At 45.0% G+C, this 26,033-nt stretch carries 9 protein-coding genes (1 of these 9 only partly in view); 4 read left to right on the forward strand and 5 right to left on the reverse strand.

All coding sequences use genetic code 11. The features are described 5' to 3' along the window. From L3V33_RS18330 to speA, 3 genes are all read right to left on the reverse strand, one after another. Positions 1-15,365, reverse strand: partial view of a retention module-containing protein gene (locus tag L3V33_RS18330; protein WP_237290998.1) — the 5' portion only. It extends 14,812 nt beyond the left edge of the window; 15,365 of the gene's 30,177 nt are visible here — the first part of the coding sequence; its start codon is at positions 15,363-15,365; its stop codon lies off the left edge, out of view. Between the two features lie 675 nt (positions 15,366-16,040). Further along, a complete protein-coding gene (speB, locus tag L3V33_RS18335) occupies positions 16,041-16,967 on the reverse strand; it encodes an agmatinase (RefSeq protein WP_237290999.1) in 927 nt (308 codons plus the stop codon). Further along, positions 16,967-18,874, reverse strand: coding sequence for an arginine decarboxylase (gene speA / locus L3V33_RS18340; RefSeq protein ID WP_267136882.1), 1,908 nt, complete (start codon positions 18,872-18,874; stop codon positions 16,967-16,969). The genes speB and speA overlap by 1 nt, the downstream gene beginning before the upstream one ends. Positions 18,875-19,435: 561 nt before the next feature. On the opposite strand from speA, the gene L3V33_RS18345 reads away from it, so the two are divergent. From L3V33_RS18345 to L3V33_RS18360, 4 genes are all read left to right on the forward strand, one after another. Continuing rightward, complete coding sequence (locus L3V33_RS18345) at positions 19,436-20,872, forward strand: coniferyl aldehyde dehydrogenase (RefSeq protein ID WP_237291000.1); 1,437 nt, start codon at positions 19,436-19,438, stop codon at positions 20,870-20,872. Further along, positions 20,869-21,447 carry a TetR/AcrR family transcriptional regulator gene (locus tag L3V33_RS18350; protein WP_237291001.1) on the forward strand — a complete coding sequence of 193 codons (579 nt, stop codon included), beginning with the start codon at positions 20,869-20,871 and terminating at the stop codon, positions 21,445-21,447. The genes L3V33_RS18345 and L3V33_RS18350 overlap by 4 nt, the downstream gene beginning before the upstream one ends. 472 nt (positions 21,448-21,919) lie before the next feature. After that, the gene (locus tag L3V33_RS18355; protein WP_237291002.1) at positions 21,920-23,494 is read left to right on the forward strand and encodes an ATP-binding cassette domain-containing protein; all 1,575 of its coding nucleotides are present in this window, start codon (positions 21,920-21,922) and stop codon (positions 23,492-23,494) included. 114 nt (positions 23,495-23,608) lie between these two features. Next, on the forward strand, positions 23,609-24,847 hold the full coding sequence (locus L3V33_RS18360) for a leucine-rich repeat-containing protein kinase family protein (RefSeq protein ID WP_237291003.1): 1,239 nt from the start codon (positions 23,609-23,611) through the stop codon (positions 24,845-24,847). 132 nt (positions 24,848-24,979) lie between these two features. On the opposite strand, the gene L3V33_RS18365 is transcribed toward L3V33_RS18360, so the two are convergent. Continuing rightward, positions 24,980-25,429: a hypothetical protein gene (locus L3V33_RS18365; RefSeq protein ID WP_237291004.1), complete on the reverse strand. Its 450-nt coding sequence runs from the start codon at positions 25,427-25,429 to the stop codon at positions 24,980-24,982. Between the two features lie 69 nt (positions 25,430-25,498). After that, entirely contained in the window at positions 25,499-25,813 is a 315-nt protein-coding gene (gene yqfB / locus L3V33_RS18370) for a N(4)-acetylcytidine aminohydrolase (RefSeq protein WP_004733516.1), read from the reverse strand. Positions 25,814-26,033: the final 220 nt, after the last annotated feature.

Consider the following 26,033-nt stretch of genomic DNA (forward strand, 5'->3'; position numbering starts at 1 on the left):
TCAGTTAAATCAGCTTCTTCAAGTACAACGCTCGGTACCGAATCGATAGTCGGATTGTCGCCATCAGTAATGGTCAGCGTAATGGCTGAAGTCACCGGATCGTTATCGAAGTCGCTTGAAGTCACTACTATCGACTTCACGATGTCTTCGCTAACGGAATGGTCTAGATCGCGATTAGGTTCAAAGCGCACTTCACCTTCAAGGGTGATAAACAACTCGCCTTCTGTGAAGCTGAACTGCTGTTCACCAGTGTCATTTTGATCAAGCGTTCTTAGCTGACCGTCATAAGTAAACTGAGTGATCGTCGCACCATCAGCACTTTGCTCGGGCATCACATCAATGGTGTTGGTTGTGATTGTGCCGTCTGCAAGATTTGGCTCGATAATATCTAACGTACCATCTTGCATGATTTGAACATCATCACCGATGGTCACATTCAGCTGAGACACCAGTGAATCGTCGCCGTCCGTATCAACCGCATAAACAGGCAGATCAAAACTCAGATCGTTCTTATCTAAACCATCCGCATGGTCTAACGCTTCAAGCAGAGTAAAGGTGTATTCACCCAACGTACTCGTAGAGAAAGCAATCGTGAACACTGGAACTTCAGTGCCCGAACCATTGGTAATAAAGCCGATGTAAGTACCTGGATTAGCAGAGTCTTCTTTTATCTCAACCGCAAAACCATTCGATTTCAGTGCACCGCCGACATTGAATTCAGTAGGCTCAATACGGAAACTCGCCACATCATCACTTTGATTGGTAAAGGTGATGGTCTCAGTTTGACTGACTGCGCTGCCGCTTGGCGCTGAGCCATCCGTGAGATTAGTTTCAGACAAAGTAACGCTTGGCACCGCATCAATAGTTGGAATATCACCATCGGTAATGGTGAGAGTTACTGTTGAAGTCAGTACGTCATTGTCTGAATCGCTTGAGGTCACCACTATCGACTTGACGATGTCTTCGCTAGCCGTGTGGTCTAGATTACGATTGGGTTCGAAGCGCACTTCACCTTCAAGAGTGATGAACAACTCACCTTCCGTGAAGCTAAATTGCTGCTCACCATTGTCAGTTTGATCCAGAGTTCGAACTTGCCCGTCATAAGTAAACTGAGTGATCGTCGCGCCATCGGCACTTTGCTCTGGCATCACATCAATGGTATTCGTTGTGATTGTGCCGTCAGCAAGATTTGGCTCAGTGATATCAAACGTACCATCTTGCATGATTTGAACATCATCACCGACGGTTACGTTAAGCAGAGACACCAGTGAATCATCACCATCGCTGTCGACCGCATAAACCGGCAGGTCAAAGCTCAGATCGTTATTTGCAAGGCCATCCGCATGGTCTAATGCTTCAAGTAAGGTGAAGGTGTATTGACCTAAGTTAGTATCTGAGAAGCTAATCGTGAATACGTTGGTTTCGACGTTCGAACCATCCGTAACAAAACCGATGTAACCACCCGGTGTGGTTGGGTCGGCTTTCAGCTCAACCGCCAATCCATTTGATGTTAGAGCACCACCAATATTGAACTCAGTGGGTTCAATACGGAAGCTTGTTACATCATCACTTTGATTAGTAAAGGTAATGGTTTGAGTTGAACTAACCGCGCTGCCACTTGGCGCAGAGCCGTCACTCAGATTCGTTTCTGACAAGTTCACTGTTGGGACATTATCAATGGTTGGTATATCACCATCGGTAATGGTCAACGTGACTGTTGAGGTCAAAACATCGTTATCGGAATCGCTAGATGTCACCACGATTGATTTCACGATGTCTTCGCTGAGTGTGTGGTCTAAATTACGATTCGGCTCAAAGCGCACTTCACCTTGAAGCGTGATGAACAGTTCACCTTCTGTGAAGCTAAACTGCTGCTCGCCGTTATCATTTTGGTCAAGCGTTCGAAGCTGGCCATCATAAGTGAATTGAGTGATCGTCGCGCCATCGGCACTTTGATTTGGCATCACATCAATGGTGTTAGTTGTCACTGTGCCAGCGGCCAAATCTGCGACGGTTGGCTCGTCGATATCTAACATACCGTCTTGCATAATTTGAACATCATCGCCGATGGTCACACTTAACGGTGACATTATTGAATCATCACCATCACTGTCTACAGCATAAACAGGCAGTTCAAAACTGAGATCGTTGTTGCCTCGGGCATCTTGATGATCCAAAGCCTCAAGCAGAGTAAAAGTATATTCACCTAATGTAGTGCTCGAGAAGCTAAGCGTAAATACCGTGGTTTCGACATTCGTCGCACTGGTCGTAAAACCAATGTAGTCACCCGACCCTGCCGGGTCTTCACGTAACTCAACGGCTAAACCGTTCGATTTAAGATCATCGTTAGTATTGAACTCCGTTGGCTCAATACGGAAACGAACAACGTCATCACTTTGGTTGGTAAAAGTAATAGTTTGAGTCGAGCTTACCGCGCTGCCACTTGGAGCAGAGCCATCACTGAGATTCGTTTCAGAAAGCGTAACGCTCGGAATAACGTCAATCGTTGGGTTATCACCATCCGTGATCGTCAGTGTTACGGTTGAAGTCAGAGCGTCATTATCAAAATCACTTGAAGTCACCACAATCGACTTCACGATATCTTCACTCACCGAGTGGTCTAGATTACGATTTGGCTCAAAGCGTACTTCACCTTCAAGGGTGATAAACAGTTCACCTTCCGTGAAGCTAAACTGCTGTTCGCCATTGTCATTTTGGTCAAGCGTTCGTAGCTGACCATCATAAGTAAACTGGGTGATCGTCGCGCCATCGGCACTCTGATTTGGCATCACATCAATAGTATTGGTCGTGATTGTGCCGTCTGCAAGGTTCGGTTCAACAATATCTAACGTACCGTCTTGCATGATTTGGACATCATCACCAATGGTCACATTAAGTTGAGACACCAATGAATCGTCGCCGTCCGTATCAACCGCATAAACAGGCAGCTCAAAGCTCAGGTCGTTGTTGTCTAAGCCGTCCACATGGTCTAACGCTTCAAGTAAGGTAAAGGTGTATTCGCCCAGTGTGGTCGTAGAGAAACTAATGGTGAATACGGGAACTTCAGTATTCGAGCCATCGGTAATAAAACCGATATAAGTCCCCGGATTAGCCGAGTCTTCTTTTATCTCGACCGCAAAGCCATTAGACGTCAGAGCTCCACCCACATTGAACTCGGTTGGTTCAATACGGAAACTCGCCACATCATCGCTTTGATTGGTGAAAGTAATCGTCTCAGTTTGACTTACTGCACTGCCACTCGGAGCTGACCCATCAGCTAGATTCGTTTCAGACAAAGTAACGCTTGGCACCGCATCAATGGTTGGGATATCACCATCGGTAATGGTCAGCGTGACTGTGGAAGTCAGTACATCATTGTCTGAATCGCTTGAGGTCACCACAATCGACCTAACGATATCTTCGCTAGCCGTGTGGTCTAGGTTGCGGTTGGGTTCGAATCGCACGTCACCTTCAAGAGTGATGAATAGCTCACCTTCTGTGAAGCTAAACTGCTGCTCACCATTGTCCGTTTGATCCAGTGTTCTAACTTGACCGTCATACGTAAACTGAGTGATCGTCGCACCATCGGCACTTTGTTCTGGCATCACATCAATGGTGTTGGTTGTGATTGTGCCAGCAGCCAAATTCGGTTCAGTGATATCTAAGGCACCATCCTGCATGATTTGAACATCATCACCGATGGTTACGTTAAGCTGAGACACCAGTGAATCATCACCATCGCTATCGACAGCGTAAACAGGAAGATCAAAGTTCAAGCTATTATTCAACAAGCCATCAGCATGGTCTAACGCTTCAAGCAAGGTGAATGTGTATTGGCCCAAGTTAGTATCTGAGAAGCTAATCGTAAACACGTTGGTTTCAACGCTCGAGCCATCAGTAACGTAACCAATGTACCCGCCCGGTGTGGTTGGGTCGGCTTTCAGCTCAACCACTAACCCATTCGATTTCAACGTGCCGCCAGTATTGAATTCAGTCGGCTCAATGCGGAAACCCGTCACATCATCACTTTGATTCGTGTAAGTAATCGTCTCGGTCTGACTTACTGCGCTGCCGCTTGGTGCAGAGCCATCAATCAGATTGGTTTCTGACAAGCTCACAGTTGGAACATTATCAATGGTTGGGATATCACCATCGGTAATGGTCAGCGTGACGGTTGAGGTCAATACATCGTTATCGGAATCGCTAGATGTCACCACGATTGATTTGACGATGTCTTCGTTCAGCGTGTGGTCTAGATTGCGATTAGGCTCAAAGCGCACTTCACCTTCAAGCGTGATAAACAACTCACCTTCGGTGAAGCTAAACTGCTGCTCGCCATTATCATTTTGGTCAAGCGTTCGAAGCTGACCATCATAAGTGAATTGCGTGATCGTCGCGCCATCGGCACTTTGATTTGGCATCACATCAACAGTACCAGTTGTCACTGTGCCATCTGCAAGATTTGGTTCAACGATATCTAATGTGCCATCTTGCATGATTTGAACATCATCACCGATAGTGACACTTAACGGTGACATTACTGAATCATCACCATCACTGTCTACCGCATAAACAGGCAGATCAAAGCTGAGGTCGTTGTTGCCACGGGCATCTTGATGATCCAAAGCCTCAAGCAGAGTAAAAGTATATTCACCTAATGTGGTGCTAGAGAAGCTAAGCGTAAATACCGTGGTTTCGACATTCGTCGCACTGGTCGTAAAACCAATGTAGTCACCCGACCCTGCCGGATCTTCACGTAACTCAACGGCTAAACCGTTCGATTTAAGATCATCGCTAGTGTTGAACTCCGTTGGCTCAATACGGAATTTCTCAACATTATCACTTTGATTGGTGAACGTGATAGTTTGAGTCGAGCTTACCGCGCTGCCACTTGGAGCCGAGCCATCACTCAGATTCGTTTCAGAAAGAGTAACGCTCGGAATAACGTCAATCGTTGGGTTATCACCATCGGTAATGGTCAGCGTTACGGTTGAAGTCAGAGCGTCGTTATCGAAGTCACTTGAAGTAACGACTATCGACTTCACGATGTCTTCACTAACAGAGTGGTCTAGGTCGCGGTTTGGCTCAAAGCGTACTTCACCTTCAAGGGTGATAAACAGTTCACCTTCCGTGAAGCTGAACTGCTGTTCGCCAGTGTCATTCTGATCAAGTGTTCTTAGTTGACCGTCATAGGTGAACTGAGTGATCGTCGCGCCATCAGCACTCTGATTTGGCATCACATCAATGGTGTTAGTTGTGATTGTGCCATCAGCCAGATTTGGCTCGATGATATCTAACGTACCGTCTTGCATGATTTGGACATCATCACCGATGGTCACGTTTAGCTGAGACACCAATGAATCATCGCCGTCCGTATCGACCGCATAAACAGGCAGATCGAAGCTCAGATCGTTCTTATCTAAACCATCTACATGGTCTAACGCTTCAAGCAGAGTAAAGGTGTATTCACCCAATGTGCTCGTAGAGAAAGCAATCGTAAACACTGGGATTTCAGCGCCCGAACCGTTGGTAATAAAGCCAATGTAAGTACCCGGATTAGCCGAATCTTCTTTTATCTCAACCGCAAATCCATTCGATTTAAGTGCACCGCCCACATTAAACTCTGTTGGTTCAATACGGAAACTTGCTACATCGTCGCTGCCTGCGGTAAAGGTAATCGTCTCGGTTGCGCTAACTGTACTTCCGCTGGGAGCAGAGCCGTCATTAAGGTTGGTTTCAGACAGAGTAACGCTAGGCACTGCATCAATGGTTGGGATATCACCATCGGTAATGGTCAGCGTCACTGTGGAGGTCAGTACGTCATTGTCTGAATCGCTTGAGGTCACCACTATCGATTTGACGATGTCTTCGTTAACCGTGTGGTCTAGATTACGGTTTGGCTCAAAGCGCACGTCACCTTGAAGAGTGATGAACAACTCACCTTCTGTGAAGCTAAATTGCTGCTCACCATTGTCAGTTTGATCCAGAGTGCGAACTTGCCCGTCATAAGTAAACTGAGTGATCGTCGCACCATCGGCACTCTGATTTGGCATCACATCAATGGTGTTGGTTGTGATTGTGCCGTCTGCAAGGTTTGGCTCAGTGATATCAAACGTACCATCTTGCATGATTTGAACATCATCACCGATGGTTACGTTAAGCTGAGACACCAGTGAATCATCGCCATCGCTATCAACTGCATAAAACGGCAGATCAAAGCTCAGATCGTTATTTGTAAGGCCATCCGCATGGTCTAATGCTTCAAGTAAAGTGAAGGTGTATTGGCCTAGCGTACTCGTAGAGAAGGCAATCGTGAATACTGGCACTTCAGCGCCCGAACCATTGGTAATAAAGCCGATGTAAGTGCCTGGGTTAGCAGAATCTTCTTTTATCTCGACCGCAAATCCATTTGATGTCAAAGCACCACCAACGTTGAACTCAGTCGGTTCAATACGGAAACTTGTTACATCATCACTTTGGTTGGTAAAGGTAATGGTTTGAGTTGAGCTAACCGCGCTGCCGCTTGGTGCAGAGCCATCACTCAGATTCGTTTCTGACAAGTTCACTGTTGGCACATTATCAATGGTTGGGATATCACCATCGGTAATGGTCAACGTGACGGTTGAGGTCAACACGTCGTTATCCGAATCGCTAGATGTCACCACGATCGATTTCACGATATCTTCGTTCAGCGTGTGGTCTAGATTACGACTCGGCTCAAAGCGCACTTCACCTTCAAGAGTGATGAACAGTTCACCTTCCGTGAAGCTAAACTGCTGCTCACCATTGTCATTTTGGTCAAGCGTTCGAAGCTGACCATCATAAGTGAATTGAGTGATCATCGCGCCATCGGCACTTTGATTTGGCATCACATCAATGGTGTTGGTTGTTACCGTGCCATCGGCAAGATTTGGCTCGACGATATCTAACGTACTATCTTGCATGATTTGAACATCATCGCCGATAGTGACATTTAACGGAGACATCAGTGAATCATCGCCGTCACTGTCTACCGCATAAACGGGTAAATCAAAACTGAGGTCATTGTTGCCACGGGCATCTTGATGATCCAAAGCCTCAAGCAAAGTGAAGGTATATTCACCTAATGTGGTGCTAGAAAAACTCAGTGTAAATACCGTGGTTTCGACATTCGTCGCACTGGTCGTAAAACCAATGTAATTACCCGAACCTTGTGGGTCTTCTCGCAACTCAACGGCTAAACCGTTCGATTTAAGATCATCGTTAGTATTGAACTCTGTTGGCTCAATACGGAAACGAACAACGTCATCACTTTGGTTGGTGAACGTGATGGTTTGAGTCGAACTTACCGCGCTGGCACCTGGATCAGAGCCATCACTCAGATTCGTTTCAGAGAGGATAACGCTTGGAATAACGTCAATTGTAGGGTTATCACCATCGGTAATGGTCAGCGTTACAGTAGAAGTCAGAGAGTCGTTATCGAAGTCACTTGAAGTCACCACTATCGATTTCACGATATCTTCGCTCACCGAGTGGTCTAGGTCGCGGTTCGGCTCAAAGCGCACTTCACCTTCAAGGGTGATAAACAGCTCGCCTTCCGTGAAGCTGAACTGCTGTTCTCCTGAAATGCTTTGATCCAGTATATTTACGACACCGTCATAAGTGAACTGAGTGATCGTCGCGCCATCGGCACTTTGGTTTGGCATGACATCAATAGTGTTGGTTGTCACCGTACCATCGGCCAAATTTGGTTCAACGATATCTAATGTGCCATCTTGCATGATTTGGACATCATCACCAATGGTCACATTAAGCTGAGACACCAATGAATCGTCACCGTCCGTATCTACCGCATAAACAGGAAGATCGAAACTCAGATCGTTGTTATCTAGACCATCCACATGGTCTAGCGCTTCAATTAAAGTAAAGGTGTATTCACCCAGTGTGCTCGTAGAGAAGGCAATCGTGAATACAGGAACTTCAGTGTTCGAACCGTTGGTAATAAAGCCGATGTAAGTCCCCGGATTAGCAGAGTCTTCTTTTATCTCGACCGCAAATCCATTCGATTTCAGTGCTCCACCCACATTGAACTCAGTAGGTTCAATACGGAAGCTGGTCACATCATCACTTTGATTGGTAAAGGTAATGGTCTCAGTTTGACTGACTGCACTGCCGCTTGGTGAAGAACCATCAGTTAGACTCGTTTCAGACAAAGTAACGCTTGGCACCACATCAATGGTTGGGATATCGCCATCAGTAATCGTCAGCGTCACTGTGGAAGTCAGCACGTCATTATCTGAATCGCTTGAGGTCACCACTATCGATTTGACGATGTCTTCGCTAACCGTGTGGTCTAGATTACGGTTTGGTTCGAAGCGCACTTCACCTTCAAGAGTGATGAACAACTCACCTTCCGTGAAGCTAAATTGCTGCTCACCATTGTCAGTTTGCTCCAGAGTGCGAACTTGCCCGTCATAAGTAAACTGAGTGATCGTCGCGCCATCGGCACTCTGATTTGGCATCACATCGATTGTATTGGTTGTGATTGTACCGTCAGCAAGGTTTGGCTCAGTGATATCTAACGTACCACCTTGCATGATTTGAACATCATCACCAATAGTTACATTTAACTGAGACACCAGTGAATCATCGCCATCGCTATCAACGGCGTAAACCGGCAGATCAAAGCTCAGATCATTATTTGCCAAGCCATCCACATGGTCTAACGCTTCCAGTAAGGTGAAGGTGTATTGACCTAAATTGGTATCCGAGAAGCTAATCGTGAACACGTTGGTTTCAACGTTTGAACCATCCGTAACAAAACCGATGTAACCACCCGGAGTAGTTGGGTCGGCTTTCAGTTCGACTACCAGGCCGTTTGATGTCAAAGCACCACCGACGTTGAACTCAGTCGGTTCAATACGGAAACTTGTTACATCATCACTTTGGTTGGTAAAGGTAATGGTTTGAGTTGAACTCACCGCGCTGCCACTTGGCGCAGAGCCGTCACTCAGATTCGTTTCTGACAAGTTCACAGTTGGAACATTATCAATGGTCGGGATATCACCATCGGTAATGGTCAACGTGACCGTTGAGGTCAGCACATCGTTATCGGAATCACTAGACGTCACCACGATCGATTTCACGATATCTTCGTTCAGCGTGTGGTCTAAATCGCGATTGGGCTCAAAACGGACTTCACCTTCAAGAGTAATGAACAGTTCACCTTCTGTGAAGCTAAACTGCTGCTCGTCATTATCATTTTGGTCAAGCGTTCGAAGCTGACCATCATAAGTGAATTGAGTGATCGTCGCGCCATCGGCACTTTGATTTGGCATCACATCAATGGTGGTGGTTGTCACAGTGCCATCGGCAAGATTTGGCTCGATGATATCTAACGTACTATCTTGCATGATTTGAACATCATCGCCGATAGTGACATTTAACGGAGACATCAGTGAATCATCGCCATCACTGTCTACCGCATAAACAGGTAAATCAAAGCTAAGATCGTTGTTGCCACGGGCATCTTGGTGGTCCAACGCTTCAAGCAAAGTGAAGGTATATTCACCTAATGTTGTGCTAGAGAAAGTCAGCGTAAATACTGTGGTTTCTACATTCGTCGCACTAGTAGTAAAACCAATGTAGTCACCCGACCCTGCCGGGTCTTCACGTAACTCAACGGCTAAACCGTTCGATTTAAGATCATCGTTAGTATTGAACTCCGTTGGTTCAATACGGAAACGAACCACATCATCACTTTGATTGGTGAACGTGATGGTTTGAGTCGAGCTTACCGCGCTGCCACTTGGAGCAGAGCCATCAACCAAGTTTGTTTCTGAGAGCGTAACGCTTGGCACCGCATCGATGGTTGGAATATCACCATCAGTAATGGTTAACGTAACGGTTGAAGTCAGAGAATCGTTATCGAAATCGCTTGAGGTAACGACAATCGACTTCACGATGTCTTCATTAACTGAGTGGTCTAGGTCGCGGTTCGGCTCAAAGCGCACTTCACCTTCAAGAGTGATAAACAATTCGCCTTCTGTGAAGCTGAATTGCTGTTCGCCATTGTCATTTTGGTCAAGCGTTCGTAGCTGACCATCATAAGTAAACTGAGTGAGCGTCGCACCATCGGCACTCTGATTTGGCATCACATCAATGGTATTGGTTGTGACTGTGCCGTCGGCAAGATTTGGCTCGATGATATCTAACGTACCATCTTGCATGATTTGAACATCATCACCGATGGTCACATTCAGTTGAGCCACCAATGAATCATCGCCATCCGTATCAACCGCATAAACAGGAAGATCAAAGCTCAGGTCGTTGTTGTCTAAACCGTCCACATGGTCTAACGCTTCAAGTAAGGTAAAGGTGTATTCGCCTAATGTTGTTGCCGAGAAACTAATGGTGAACACTGGGATTTCAGTGTTCGAACCATCGGTAATAAAACCGATGTAAGTGCCCGGATTAGCAGAGTCTTCTTTTATCTCGACCGAAAAGCCATTCGATTTCAGTACTCCACCCACATTGAACTCGGTTGGCTCAATACGGAAACTCGCCACATCATCACTTTGATTAGTGAAAGTAATCGTCTCAGTTTGGCTTACTGCACTGCCGCTAGGCGCAGAGCCGTCACTTAAGTTAGTTTCCGAAAGCGTAACGCTTGGCACTGCATCAATGGTTGGGATATCACCATCGGTAATGGTCAGCGTCACTGTGGAGGTCAGTACGTCATTGTCTGAATCGCTTGAGGTCACCACTATCGATTTGACGATGTCTTCGCTAAGCGTGTGGTCTAGATTACGGTTTGGCTCAAAGCGCACTTCACCTTGAAGAGTGATGAACAACTCACCTTCTGTGAAGCTAAATTGCTGCTCACCATTGTCAGTTTGATCCAGAGTGCTAACTTGCCCGTCATAAGTAAACTGAGTGATCGTCGCGCCATCGGCACTTTGCTCTGGCATCACATCAATGGTATTGGTGCTCACCGTGCCATCTGCAAGGTTGGGCTCAGTGATATCTAAGGCACCGCCCTGCACAATTTGAACATCATCACCAATGGTTACATTTAATTGAGACACGAGTGAATCATCACCATCGCTATCGACAGCGTAAACAGGAAGATCAAAGCTCAAGTTATTATTCAACAAGCCATCAGCATGGTCTAACGCTTCAAGCAAAGTGAAGGTGTATTGGCCCAAGTTAGTATCTGAGAAGCTAATCATAAACACGTTGGTTTCAACGTTCGAGCCATCAGTCACAAAACCGATGTAACCGCCCGGTGTGGTTGGGTCAGCTTTCAGTTCAACGGCCAATCCACTTGATGTCAAAGCACCACCAACATTGAACTCAGTCGGTTCAATACGAAAACTGGTCACATCATCACTTTGAGTGGTGTAAGTAATAGTTTGAGTGGAGCTCACTGCGCTACCACTTGGCGCAGAGCCATCATTCAGATTAGTTTCAGAAAGAGTAACGCTTGGCACCGAATCAATGGTTGGGATATCACCATCGGTAATGGTCAGCTTTACTGTTGCAGTCAGCACATCGTTATCAGAATCACTTGACGTCACCACGATCGATTTCACGATGTCTTCGCTCAGCGTATGGTCTAGATTACGATTCGGCTCGAAGCGCACTTCACCTTGAAGCGTGATGAACAGTTCGCCTTCCGTGAAGCTAAACTGCTGCTCACCATTGTCATTTTGGTCAAGCGTTCGAAGTTGGCCATCATAAGTGAACTGATTGATCGTCGCGCCATCGGCACTTTGAGCTGGCATCACATCGAAAATGCTAGTTGTTACCGTGCCATCAGCAAGATTTGGTTCAACGATATCTAACGTACCGTCTTGCATGATTTGAACATCATCGCCGATGGTGACGTTTAACGGAGACATCAATGAATCATCACCATCACTGTCTACCGCATAAACAGGTAAATCAAAGCTAAGCTCGTTGTTGCCACGGGCATCTTGGTGGTCTAACGCTTCGATGAGCGTAAACGTGTATTCGCCTAATGCCCCAGAATTAAAGCTTAATGTGAATACTTTAGTTTCTATGTTTGTGGCACTGGTCGTAAAACCAATATAGTCACCCGACCCTACCGGCTCTTCACGTAACTCAACGGCTAGATCGTTCGATTTAAGATCATCGTTAGTATTGAACTCTGTTGGCTCAATACGGAAACGAACCACATCATCACTTTGATTGGTAAAAGTAATGGTCTGGGTTGAACTGACTGCACCGGCGCTTGGCGCAGAACCATCAACCAAGTTTGTTTCTGAGAGCGTAACGCTTGGCACCGCATCGATGGTTGGAATATCACCATCAGTAATGGTTAACGTAACGGTTGAAGTCAGAGAATCGTTATCGAAATCGCTTGAGGTAACGACAATCGACTTCACGATGTCTTCGCTAACGGAATGGTCTAGATCGCGATTAGGTTCAAAGCGCACTTCACCTTCAAGGGTGATAAACAATTCACCTTCCGTGAAGCTAAACTGCTGTTCGCCTGAAATACTTTGATCGAGTGTGTTTACGACGCCGTCATAAGTAAACTGAGTGATCGTCGCGCCATCGGCACTCTGATTTGGCATCACATCAATGGTATTGGTTGTGATTGTTCCATCAGCCAGATTTGGCTCAACAATATCTAACGTCCCGTCTTGCATAATTTGGACATCATCACCAATCGTGACGTTAAGCTGAGACACCAGTGAATCATCACCATCGCTATCAACAGCGTAAACAGGCAGATCGAAGCTCAGATAGTTGTTATCTAAACCATCCGCATGGTCTATAGCTTCAATTAAAGTAAAGGTGTATTCACCAAGTGTGGTGGTTGAGAAGGCAATGGTGAATACCGGAACTTCAGTATTCGAACCATCGGTAATAAAACCGATATAAGTTCCCGGATTAGCAGAGTCTTCTTTTATCTCGACCTCAAAACCATTCGATTTTAGTGCACCGCCCACATTGAACTCGGTTGGTTCAATACGGAAACTCGCCACATCATCACTGCCTGCGGTAAAGGTAATCGTTTCAGTCGCGCTCACTGTACTTCCGCTTGGCGCAGAACCGTCAGCAAGATTTGTTTCAGATAGAGTAACCGGCGGGATCAGGTCAATGATCGGATCTTGACCATCGGTAATACTTAGCTCAAGCGTCGAAGTATCAGTATCGCCATCACCATCTTCAGCTAAAAATGAAAACTGTTTGACGATAGTTTCGCTGCTTGAATGGTCGATATCACGAGCGACTTCAAAACTGAAATCACCATTCAGTGAGATAGTGACCACACCCTCCGTAAAACTGAAGGTTTGATCAGCATCAGGCAATAAACTTTGATCTAATAGGTAATCAACACCGTCGTAGTTGAACGATTGAATTGTCGAACTATCGGCGCCTTCGAAGTTGAATAGGTTGTACGAAACAACGGTATCGCCCGCTAAGGTCGGCTCGGTGACTGATTCAACCTTATCAATTAACTCAACAACATCATCTGTGACATTGACGAGGATCTCAGCAGCTTCTGGTATGTTCGAACCTCCAGACAGTGCAGAGCGGTCACCATCCGCATCCACCGCATAAATTGGCAGAGCAAAAGTTAATAACGCATCTTCAGCACCTTGATGTGAAAGGTCTTCATACAGATTAAATTCGTAGCTCCCCAATGAAGGGCTATCCACTTTAACGTCAAAGACCGTAATTCTAGAACCATTGACCTCAACATAACCTTCGTAAGTTCTTACACCATTGGTCTCACTAATCAACTCAAGCAGCACAGCCTCGCCATTTGAAACCAAGCTGCCACCAGTATTAAATTCTGCCGGTTCGAGTTCATAATGGTCAATGATGTCACTTTCAAAAATATCCGCGGTAATACTGCCGCTACCAGACACTGGCGCTGTGCCCTCTTGTGAGCCGCCAACAATGCCTGCTTCATCAACATCAATACTGTCAACATTAATGATAACAGGGCTATCACCATCAGTAATGGCAATGTTGATAGTATTGGTTACAACATCTTGGTCAAAATCAGTAATAGTGATCGGCAAAGCGAACGTCAGTGAATCGGTACCTACTTGTTCTATCGGATTAGATTGCTCGAATTTATAGGTACCATCAGTATCAAGCGAGATAGTGAGAACAACCTCACCTCGGCCTTGGATGGACAGAGTAATCGTTGTTCCATCGTCAGACAGTCTCGCAAGCGTGTTTTGATTGTCACTGAGCAACCCATCAAACTGGTCGAGTGCGCTTGCATCAAATACGGCTGATTGAAGGATATCACTACCAATATTTGAGAACGTCCCTTCGATTGTCGAGCTGCTAGTTTCAACGTTAGTGATATTGACACTTTCAACAGACGGATCTATCCCGTCAAACACTGAAACCTGTGCGTTGACGGGTGTTGCTAGCGGATTTCCAGCAGTATCTACGCCTTGAATATCAAAGGTAATATCTATTTGATCGCCAGTGTAGGAAACCTGACCACCGCCAACAGACGGTACGTGATCAATCGGCTGAGAAATCGTTGTGGTTAGAGAAAGCTCAATGTTATTGCCAACACTGACGGCATCAATGTCGATGCGTAATACTTCGTCAGTACCTTGAACACCAACGATAGAATTTGATGCCAAATCATAAGTAAACGTGACAGGTTGACCGCTTGAGGTAATGTCGCTATTTAGCTCACTAAGCAGTGAAGCAAGGGATGAAGCTTCTGGAACAAAAGAATTAGATGCGAGCGCTAAGCTGCCAGCAATTATCGTCTCTGTAGATGTAATAGATTGGGGATAGGTATTATCAGAAATGGAACCTTCAGTGAGCACTTCACTGATTGATTGACCACCAGAAGAACGGGTTATCGATCGGAACTCTTCTCGAGGTTCTTCTATAACTTCGTCGTCTAGCCCGGAGGTTTCAAAGAAAGTTGTCGGTTGAGTTTGCGTATAGTTGTAATCGATGGTTACGAAGCCCGCATTTGCAGAACCCAGACCGCCACCAGCAGCCGTTGCCTCTAAGATTTGAGTTGGATCGGCACCACCTAAAATTGCGTCTTGGATAGCAGCAAGATCATCGTCGCTAAAGGTTCCGGCGTCCGTTTGCTCTGAATCGAAATTAACCTCACCGGCAATTGGCGCTTCTGCCCACGCAGAATTTTCGTCAACACAGCCTACACAATTCTCTCCAACCGGAATCGAATCATTTTGAACGCCTAATACAACTTCAGATCCATTCGAGGTAATAACGATCTCATTCTCACGGATGATATCACCAACTGAAATCTTTCTTGCGCTACCGTCAGGCTTAACTACGACGACATCTCCACTCACAGCTTCAACTACTGCAGCCTGGCGCGAAACCTCAATATCCATACATCCCCCGTTGTCACAAAGCACTCTTCTCAAGCGCTGTGAAAATTATCTGTAATAGCAATTTCAGGCTTTAATTCAACTCATACTTAACTCTTATCCGTGGTAATCCACTTTTATGTCTAAACCACCGAAAAAAGAGTGTATTTCGCCTGTTTTATTATATTTTACTTACCCTTAAGCCTAGTCTTCCCCATAAAAAATGCCATGTCTGTGCGAAGAGACATCTTTTCGCAAATCCAAGTATTCTTTCAAGGCTTGAAAACACTAGTTAAAAGTTAGTAGGATGCTGATTAATATGCAAATGAGCTCACAATATAAATACACCTCTTCATTTTATAAATATATACAGCAATAAAGTTGATAAATCATTAGCGAATACAGGGCATTAATTGAGGTGAGCTCTGCATCCTTAGTAAAGCAGAGGCAAGTCCCATCTTTGAGACACCTATAATAATCAATGTGATGGTTTTTTACTCACAAACCATGAGATAGGCCGTAGAATACGAACCTTTTAGCATGTTAGTTCACAGTCAAGAAAAGACTACTTACTGAGATGCAAGAGTAGAATTTTTTGCTGCTCGACAAAACACAAAAGCCCACCAAGTTAAACCTGGTGGGCTTTAAATAAATAGGTGATACGTTCGGTTAGCTAACTAATACTGTTAACCACCGTTGTCATTTTGTTAGGTTATTCGCTGTCCAAACATAAAGTAGCTCAAGCGCAATCGTCGCACCAGCCAATGCTGTAATCTCGCTTTGGTCATACGCTGGAGAAACTTCTACAACGTCCATACCAACCATGTTGATGCCTTGTAGGCCACGGATGATTTTCAGCACTTTATCTGAATTCAAACCGCCGCATACTGGTGTGCCCGTACCCGGAGCAAAAGCAGGATCGAGACAGTCGATATCAAACGTTAGGTAAACAGGCTTATCACCAACAATACCTTTCACTTGAGCAATGATCTCGTCCACGCTCATGTCGTTCGCTTGCATCGCGTTAATAACGTTAAAGCCGTATCCTTCCTGCTTGTACTCTGTACGAATACCAATTTGCACTGAGTGTTCTGGCGAGATAAGGCCTTCATTTGGCGCATGGTAGAACATAGTGCCGTGATCGTAACGACTGCCCTGACTATAAGTGTCAGTGTGTGCGTCGAAGTGAATCAGAGCCATTTCACCGTACTTTTTGCCGTATGCTCTAAGTAAAGGCAATGTAATGAAGTGATCGCCACCTAAACCTAACAGAGTTTTACCACTGCTTAGAATCGCATCAGCAGCCGCTTCTAAACGTTGAGTTAAATCTTCAGCATCACCACAATCAAACACAAGGTCGCCAGCATCAATCACCGAGGTATGTTCAAATACATTGAAGTCCCAAGGAAACTTTTTGCTTTCCCACGCCAAGTTTACAGACGCACGACGAATCGCATCAGGACCCATACGAGCACCCGGTCGACCCGACGTCGCCATATCTAACGGCGCGCCCAACACAACCACATCAGCATCGTTATCAATTGGGTTCTGTACCAATGGACGACGCATAAACGTCATCGCGTTGGAGTACAGCGAGTAATCTGGTTTGGTAAATAGATCGTTCATTAAAAATCCTCAAGATAGGTGTAACCCATCAAGCCTTGCTCTAACTCTTCAAGTACGCTTTGTTGCTCTTGTGCTGTTACTTTCGCCGTGACCAAATCTTTGTAGTTCTGACGAATCAGATCCGTATCGATGTGAACATAACGCATCATGTCTTCAACCGTATCGCCTTCGTTGATGTAGTCGATATTCGCTTGACCACTTTCATCAACATTCACCACTACACTGTGGGTATCACCAAATAGGTTATGCATATCACCCAAGATCTCTTGGTATGCGCCTACTAAGAAAAAGCCCATCAGGTAGGGTTCATCAGGGTTCCACGCAGGAACTGGCAGCGTTGTTTCAATACCTTGACCATCAACGTACTGGTCAATCGTACCGTCAGAATCACAGGTGATGTCCAATACAACAGCACGACGCTCATCCGCATTGTCTAAACCACTTAGAGGCAATACAGGGAACACCTGATCGATACCCCAAGCATCTGGCAACGATTGGAACAACGAGAAGTTAACAAAGAACTTGTCGGCTAAACGCTCGCTCAACTCGTCCAAAATTGGACGGTGATAACGGTTCTTAGTGCTCATACGAGAACTAAGTTCATAGTTAATACGCAAAGACATCTGCTCTGCCCAAGCACGATGCTGAAGATTCAGCATTCCTGTGGCAAATTGATTGTGCGCTTCAGCGATATCACTTTGCGTGTCGTTGTAGATCTCGATCAACGCTCGGTCATCATTACCCGCATCTAGCTCTAAGAAGTTCTTCCACATGTTGTTTAGCAACATTGGTGCGTCAGCTTCTGGAGCCGCCATGTCTTCCGGAGAATAGCTTTCTGTACCGATCACGTTAGTCACAAGCACAGCGTGATGCGCAGTCAACGAACGACCAGATTCAGAAATGATCACAGGTTGTGGCTGATTGTAGAGTTTACAAATATCTCCTACTGTCATCACGATGTTACGAGCGTACTCAAGCAAGCCGTAGTTCATGGAGTTTGAAGATTGGCTGCGTGTGCCGTCGTAATCGACTGCCAAGCCACCACCAACATCTAAGAACTTCAATTGAGCACCGATATCGCGCAGTTCACAATAGAAACGCGCCGCTTCACTCACGCCATTTCGCACATCACGAATATTGGCCATTTGTGAGCCAAGATGGAAATGCACTAACTCTAGAACATCGAGTTGGTCTTCTGCTTTCAAGCGTTCAATGACAGTCAGAACTTGTGATGCAGACAAACCGAACTTCGACTTCTCACCACCACTTGCTTGCCATTTACCAGCGCCTTGAGAAGCAAGACGAATACGCAAACCTAAACGAGGTTTCACGCCAAGCGCTTTCGCTTCAGAAAGAACAAGATCAAGCTCTGACAGCTTCTCTAGAACGATAAATACTTTATGACCCAGCTTTTCGCCAATCAACGCAAGACGGATGTATTCTCTGTCTTTGTAACCGTTACACACGATCACCGAGCTCGCTTTTTGAGCCAGCGCCAATACCGCTAATAGTTCAGGCTTGCTACCCGCTTCTAGGCCCAATTGCTTGTGCTCTAATTGAGCTTGGCTCGCTAAGATCTCATCAACCACTTCTTTCTGCTGGTTCACCTTAATCGGGTAAACAAGCAGGTAACGGTTGTCGTACTGATATTCGTCGATCGCTTGGTTAAATGCGTTACAGATATTGTGCACACGTTGATGCACTATTTGAGGAAAACGCACAAGAGCAGGCAAACCAATATTTCGCTGCTCTAACTGTTTTACGATCTGACTAAGCGGAACTTGATGATCGGTTTCGCTCGGTGAAACATACACCTCGCCATTATCATCAATTCCATAAAAACCTTGGCTCCAGTGCTTTACATTATACTCAGCACGGATGCGTTCCAAATTAACCGAATTTTCCAATTCTAGAGACCTCACACTATAGGGCCATCGACAGAAGATACCTCATTGGAATAGCGAGGTATAACCCAACAAAAAACGTTCAAAAACGATTTGTTGGCTGCATTAACCGATATTATTGAGAGTGAGTCCAACCATTGATATTTGTGGTTACGATTACATTTTCTTATCGACGATCCGACTTAAAGTGACAGGTAAGGAATTACAAGGTTTTAGGCCAGAAAACAGGCTGAAGCGCATGAGATTTAAAGCACTTTCTAACAAAAAATCAGGTGAATAAAATGCCAAAGACACATAAAATTCTTGGCTATTCTGGTCAAGTTAAGTCAGGGTTGTGCCAAATATAACCACTTATCTACCACAACTCTCGCTATCACCAACACAACTTGTATCCCGCGATTCGATGCCTATTAACACTTCGTTCTTCCAACTAAAACTCGCTCACTTCAATGTTGTAAACGCTCAATTATTGAACTTTTCTCGCGCATATCTTGTATTCAGCTGGATATTCTTGTAATTTTAACTGACCAACCAATCGGTCAGCCTTCGAATTTAAGGAATACTATGAGTCATAATCTAGACCTTGAACCAAACACGTCGAACATCAACGACATGGATCAAATGTTCAACCGACAAAAAGATCACTACCGCTGTAATGTTAATCCTACGCTTGGGCAGAGAAGAAAAGACCTCTCGGAATTAAAAGCGTTGCTAATGCGCTACCAAGGGCAATTGATTGATGCGGTGTCTGAAGATTATGGCCATCGAGCAAAACACGACAGCTTGATTGCTGATATCACCCCTTCTCTTCACCAAATTAATTACAGTGATAAGAACCTTAAGAAGTGGTTGAAGCCATCTCGTAGAAAAGCAGGCTTGATGCTGACACCAGCGAAGATCACTGTTCACTATCAACCGGTAGGCGTTGTGGGCATTATCGTTCCTTGGAACTTTCCTATAATGCTCTCTTTAGGCCCTCTCATCACTGCATTAGCGGCGGGCAACACTGCAATGCTCAAGATGTCCGAGTTTACTCCTGCGACCAATCGAGTTTTGAAAGCAATGTTGGCTGAAGGCTTTAGTGAAGATCAGGTTGCGATCATCGAAGGAGAAGCTGACGTTTCCGCGAAATTTAGCCAACTGCCGTTTGACCATATCCTATTCACAGGCTCGACCTCTGTGGGTAAGCACGTAATGAGAGCAGCAGCCGACAACTTGACGCCAGTGACTTTAGAATTGGGCGGCAAATCTCCAACGATTATTGCCCCTGACTTTGATATCGCTGACGCCGTTGAGCGTATCCTGTTTGCAAAAAGCTTAAACGCTGGCCAGATTTGTGTAGCGCCTGATTACATCTTATTGCCACGAGAAAAAGTCGATGCGTTCATCACAGCTTATAAGCAATACTTCAAAAAGCTGTATAAAGCAGGCATTGAGAGCAAAGACTTAACTTCAGTGATCGATATGCGTCAATACAATCGCTTGAAGGGTGTGATTACAGATGCGCAATCGAAAGGCGCAGTTGTTCACACGGTAACCGAACAAGCACAAGACGATGTGAACCATAGAATGACACCGCATCTTCTAACCGAAGTGAACGACGACATGGTCGCAATGCAAGAAGAGTTGTTTGGCCCTATTCTGCCTATCGTGCCTTATGATTCTATTGAAGAAGCGATCAGCTACATCACAGCAAGAGAACGTCCACTTGCTTTGTATCTGATGAGTCATGATAAACAGACCCAAGAACAGTTCTTATCGAATACGCATTCTGGCGGTGTTTGTATTAACGACTCGCTAGTGCATGTGGCGGCAGAAGATGCGCCGTTCGGTGGCATTGGCCCTTCAGGCATGGGACACTACCACGGCATTGAAGGCTTTAAGACCTTTAGCCATGCCAAAACCGTTCTAAGTAGAGGAAAAATTAACTTCACCAAGTTAATGCACCCTCCTTACAACAATCCAATCAAAAAGATTCTGTTCAAAGTACTAAATAGATGATTACGAAAAGGCAAAAAATCCTAGATGCTGCACTCCTGCTCTTCTCTCAACAGGGGCTAGAGGGCACATCTACCGGACAAATAGCGAAAACAGCTGGTGTGGCGAAAGCGACGCTGTTTCACCACTTCGAGAATAAATCTCTATTGATTGACGAACTGTTTCGCGAGCTGAAGTTGGAGCTATTCTCTACCCTTCAACAACATACTGATATTGCTGAGCAGGATCTCTATCAAGCCTTTAAGTTCATGTGGATCACTGGGATTGAATGGGCACTAGAAAATCCGGTTGCGATGAAGTTCTTCACCAATGTTCATTTCGACCCAACAACTCAAACTCGAGAAGTGATCGTCTCGCAGATGTTCGCGTCGCTAGACGAGATCATTTTGAAAGGACAAGAGGACGGTGAATTGATGGCATTAGACATTAACCTTGTAAGGCACTTTATCCATAGCCACTTTTTGATTTGTGCAAACTGGTTGATTGAGCAGAATGAGTTACCACCAGATCAATTAGCCAAGTACATCAGCGATAGTTTTGACATGTGTTGGCGAGCCGTTGGTGGTCAAAAACGGTAATTCCCACGTTCCTCAAAAAATCTAGCTTTCCAAAGAACGATCTAGAGCGCCTTACTGGCGCTTTAATTATTTGGATACATTTTAGTCACTTCATCATATTGACTTTCAGCACCTTCTTTCAGTAACATCCCACCATCATTTCAAAAGAGAATAACGCCATAATGAAGTACTAACATCCTGACATCCGATTTATTTTTATAAAAATCATTTGGACTCTCGGGGTTAGTGGGCGTTACTTCGTCATCTATTTCTTGAAAAATCAAGCTATTGAAGAGCAGTCAATTTAAGACCAACCTCTTTAAGATCAGCACCTTGAATAAAGAAAGCACTTCAGCAAGATAATCTCTATCTTTTGCTGTCATCCTACTTAAGTAACGTCTTTGGCGATCTAGACATAGAATCCCACGTAGGAATCTATGCAAAAAAGCGCCTCACCCCTTTTACTCGTTTACACGTAAAGGGAGGTATTTCTATGCCTACTATATTAGCCAACAATCTCTCATTCCAACTCGATACTGGTGAGTGGTTATTCAAAGACATCACCTTTAGTTTGAGCAGTCGCCTGACAGGCTTAGTCGGAAGAAATGGTGCTGGAAAGTCATTACTACTTTCGTTACTGGTCGGGAAAACACAACCCACATCAGGCAGTGTTTCCAAACAAGGCTCGATCGGCTTCTACTTCCAGTTACCTTCAGAGCTATTGGATAGCGCAATCAGCATTGCTGACTTCTTGGGGATCACCGAAAAGTTAGACGCATTACACGCCATAGAACAAGGCAGCTGCGAACTTCAGCACTTCAATATCGTTGGGGAGGATTGGGATTTACAAGCGAACACCAAGCAACTTTTAGCCACATTGAAAATAACCAGTGGGTTGACCACACCGTGCCATGCATTGAGCGGTGGACAACTCGCCCTTTTACAGCTTCATCGGTTATTCGTATCAAACCACGACATACTGATTCTCGACGAACCTTCAAACCATTTGGATAGCGATGGACGCAATTGGTTACTAGAGCAGTGCCAGTTATTTGAAGGTAAAGTGCTTGTCGTCAGTCACGATCGAAGCTTACTGAGACACATGGAAGGGATCTATCACCTCAATAGTTTGGGCATGCGCTTCTACAAAGGGAATTACGATGATTACTTCACGCAAATGTCGAGTCAAAGTGAAGCTCTGGACAAGCAGATAACGCATCATCAATCGGAGAAGAAACGACTCGAGCGCCAAGCTCAGATTAACAAGGAAAAAGCTCAGCAACGTGAGTCTCAAGGTAACCGACTCCGAAAATCGGGTAGCCAACCCAAGATATTATTGGATGCAATGAAAGATAAAGCAGGGCGAACCCAAGGTGCATCGACAATAAGCCACAAGAACTTAAAGGATCAAAACCAACATAAACTTCAATCTCTTAAAGAACAACAAGAGCAACTGAAGCCACAAGCGTTGTACCTACAACAAGCGAATGGTTCTAAAAAACACTCATTATTAACCGTTGAAAACTGTCGCCTAAGTTTTGGTTCTGGTGCTCCTATTAGCTTCTCTCTATCACAAGGGGAACGATGTTATCTAACCGGGGCGAATGGCTGCGGAAAATCGACACTGTTAAAAGCCATTCACGGCCAACACTCGAACTATATCGGCTCCATTAAACGCTTAGGAGCCACTGTATACTTGGATCAACATTTTGGACTGTTGGACACCAACGACACCATGTTCGATAGCCTAATAGCACACAGCTTTGGATTAACAGAAAGTGATGCACGAACTTTGCTAGCAGGAATAGGGTTCAGACGAGACTCCGTCTACCGAAAAGTGGCACATTTAAGTGGTGGTGAAAAAATGAAACTGGCGATGTTGATCGTTAGCCACAAGCAAGACACCCCGCTTCTATTGCTCGATGAACCGGACAACCACCTAGACATCGACTCAAAGCAAATACTGGCGTCCGCTTTACGTGAATACCAAGGCGCATTTATCTTGGTGAGTCATGACAGCGACTTTGTTGAGGAGGTCGGCGTCAGCCAAAACCATATACGACTTTAACTTTTGTAAATTCGTTCACTTAGTTTAGTTAAGCGAGCATCATTCCGGTGCTCGCCTTTCTTGATTGAGACAAGTAAACTACGCGCCTCGAACATCTATTCATAAGGCTAAGGTTTGCATACTCTAGAACAATTAAAATCAGGGCAACTAAACGGTATTACGCGCTTACAACTGTCAGAAGGTCTCACTGAATTTCCTTTAGAGATCTTAGAACTCGCTGATTCTCTTGAGGTTCTAGACCTTTCAGGTAATCAACTGTCAGATTTACCAGAAGAGTTATCACAGCTGACCAACCTGTGTATTATCTTCGCGTCAAATAACCTGTTTACGCACCTTCCTGATGTTCTTGGTACCCTTCCTAAGCTTGAAATGGTTGGCTTCAAAACTAACCAAATCAATACCGTTAGCGAACAGTCTCTGCCCGCTCAATTACGTTGGTTGATCCTGACAGACAATGCGATCGAGGTTCTCCCTCACTCTTTAGGTGAAAGACCACGCCTACAAAAACTCGCATTAGCGGGTAACAAGATTCGCGTTTTACCAGAAAGCATGGAAAACCTATCAAGCCTTGAGCTAGTTCGCCTATCTGCAAACCAACTGACTGAATTCCCAGAGTTCCTTATCAAGCTACCAAAACTGGCTTGGTTAGCCTTTGCGGGTAACCCGTTTTGCAAACACCCAAGCAGCTTAGATAGCGTGCCTGCCGTGAGTTCGCAATGCTACTCACTCAATCAAGTGCTGGGCCAAGGTGCATCTGGCGTGATTTCTCATGCTAACTGGTTAAACAGTGACTTTGATTTCCCACAAGAAGTGGCCGTTAAAGTATTCAAAGGCGAAGTCACCAGTGATGGCTACCCACACGATGAGCTAGAAGCTTGTTTGCAGACTGGCTACCATGGCAATTTAGTGAAATCTATTGCCCAAGTTGATGAAGATGACTATTTAGCTTTGGTCATGGAGCTTATCCCAAGCAGCTATTACAACCTAGGTTTGCCCCCTACTCTTGAAAGCTGTACTCGCGATACGTTCAACGAAGGCTTTGAGCTTTCAATTGCTCAGATCAATAGCATTACCGAGCAGATGATTGATGTGTTTGAACACCTTCATCAAAACAAAGTTTGTCACGGTGATTTGTACGCGCACAACACCTTGGTCAATGAACAAGGTCAGATGATCTTTGGTGACTTCGGAGCGGCAACTATCTACGGTTACCTGACTGAAGAGCAGCAACAAGGCATTAGCCGAATTGAAGCGCGTGCATTGAAGTACTTTATTGAAGACCTTCTAACCGTATGTGCAAAGCAAGACCAAGACAGCGAGCTTTATACTCGATTGGCGAACTTCGAAGCTTAATAGCTTAATAGCTTAATAGCTTAATAGCTTAATAGCTTAATAGCTTAAACTACTCAGTCGAATTGAAAACAACAAAGCCAACATCACTGTTGGCTTTTTCATATGTTCATAAAACGAATCACCGCTAAACGTTTAGCGTTCAACTTGAACCAGCTTCAAGTACGAATGCAGCTCACCGTTCTTATACTCTACCGCAGAGTGAATATTAAGATCAGCACGAGCCACAACAGCAAACTGGTAGCGGTTTTCACCCTTCAGAATCTCGACGTGTAACAAACCGTCTTTTAACTGCCACTGCCCTGTTGTTTCAAATCGATCGAACAAACGGTATTCAGTTAGAGAACCGTCAGCATTAAAGTGCACTTCAGTGATATAGCCGCCGGGGCAACTCTTCACCCACACTCGACTCTCGATATCACTGACAGTAAAGTCACGCTTTGTATCACGCCACGCTAGAAAGCCTTCACTATCATAAAGATCAATGTCGAGATCAATTCGAGAAATTAACGGCAGCTCAGTTTGCTCACGACAATAAAGTTGAAGAAAAATTTGCTGAACTGTTCCGTTCCGTAATTCACTCATTGTGACTTCCCTTTCTTATTGCTCAGCAATTAAACGCTGTAGTGATCAAAAAATTTCATTTAAAGCGGGTTACACAAGCTCGTAAGAAACCACATACAGCTGAGAGATACCCGGATAGATATCTTGAATCACGTCTTTGAGTACTTGCAGCGTCATGTTCTCTTGCTGAGCATGGAATTCACCTAAGTCATCAAACAGGATTGGTTCAACACTGATGATCTTAAGGTTACAGAACACACGGCCTTGCTCTAGCGTCGATACTTCCACAACGCTACCTGGCTGGTAGTCGCGTTCAGATTCATCGCGAATAGTAATGGTCTTTTTGCCAGAAAGGATGTCAGTTTCAAAACGTTCGAAGAACGTCATAGTGGTAGGTGCGGTCATTTATCTCGGTCGCTTAACATTAGAGGTTAGATAGATGTTTATATACCAGAATGCCTGTTCAAGCGAATAAAAATCAGATGCGAGATGCGAGAGTGATATGGCCCCTAAAAAGTAGACACAGGGGTTTAGTTGATTAGTTCAAAGTCCATGGGACTCACTCCACCTAGAGTCCCATGTCTTCTTACTGGATTATAATAGGTATCGATATAAATTCGACTCT

This window comes from Vibrio sp. A2-1, from assembly GCF_021728355.1.
GTDB classification, from domain to species: domain Bacteria; phylum Pseudomonadota; class Gammaproteobacteria; order Enterobacterales; family Vibrionaceae; genus Vibrio; species Vibrio splendidus_K.

Bases quoted from the DNA above. Each gene is read 5' to 3' on its own strand.
- speB (WP_237290999.1), bottom strand. From the start codon at position 16,967: ATGAACGATCTATTTACCAAACCAGATTACTCGCTGTACTCCAACGCG.
- L3V33_RS18345 (WP_237291000.1), top strand. From the start codon at position 19,436: ATGAGTCATAATCTAGACCTTGAACCAAACACGTCGAACATCAACGAC.
- L3V33_RS18350 (WP_237291001.1), top strand. From the start codon at position 20,869: ATGATTACGAAAAGGCAAAAAATCCTAGATGCTGCACTCCTGCTCTTC.
- L3V33_RS18355 (WP_237291002.1), top strand. From the start codon at position 21,920: ATGCCTACTATATTAGCCAACAATCTCTCATTCCAACTCGATACTGGT.
- L3V33_RS18365 (WP_237291004.1), bottom strand. From the start codon at position 25,429: ATGAGTGAATTACGGAACGGAACAGTTCAGCAAATTTTTCTTCAACTT.
- yqfB (WP_004733516.1), bottom strand. From the start codon at position 25,813: ATGACCGCACCTACCACTATGACGTTCTTCGAACGTTTTGAAACTGAC.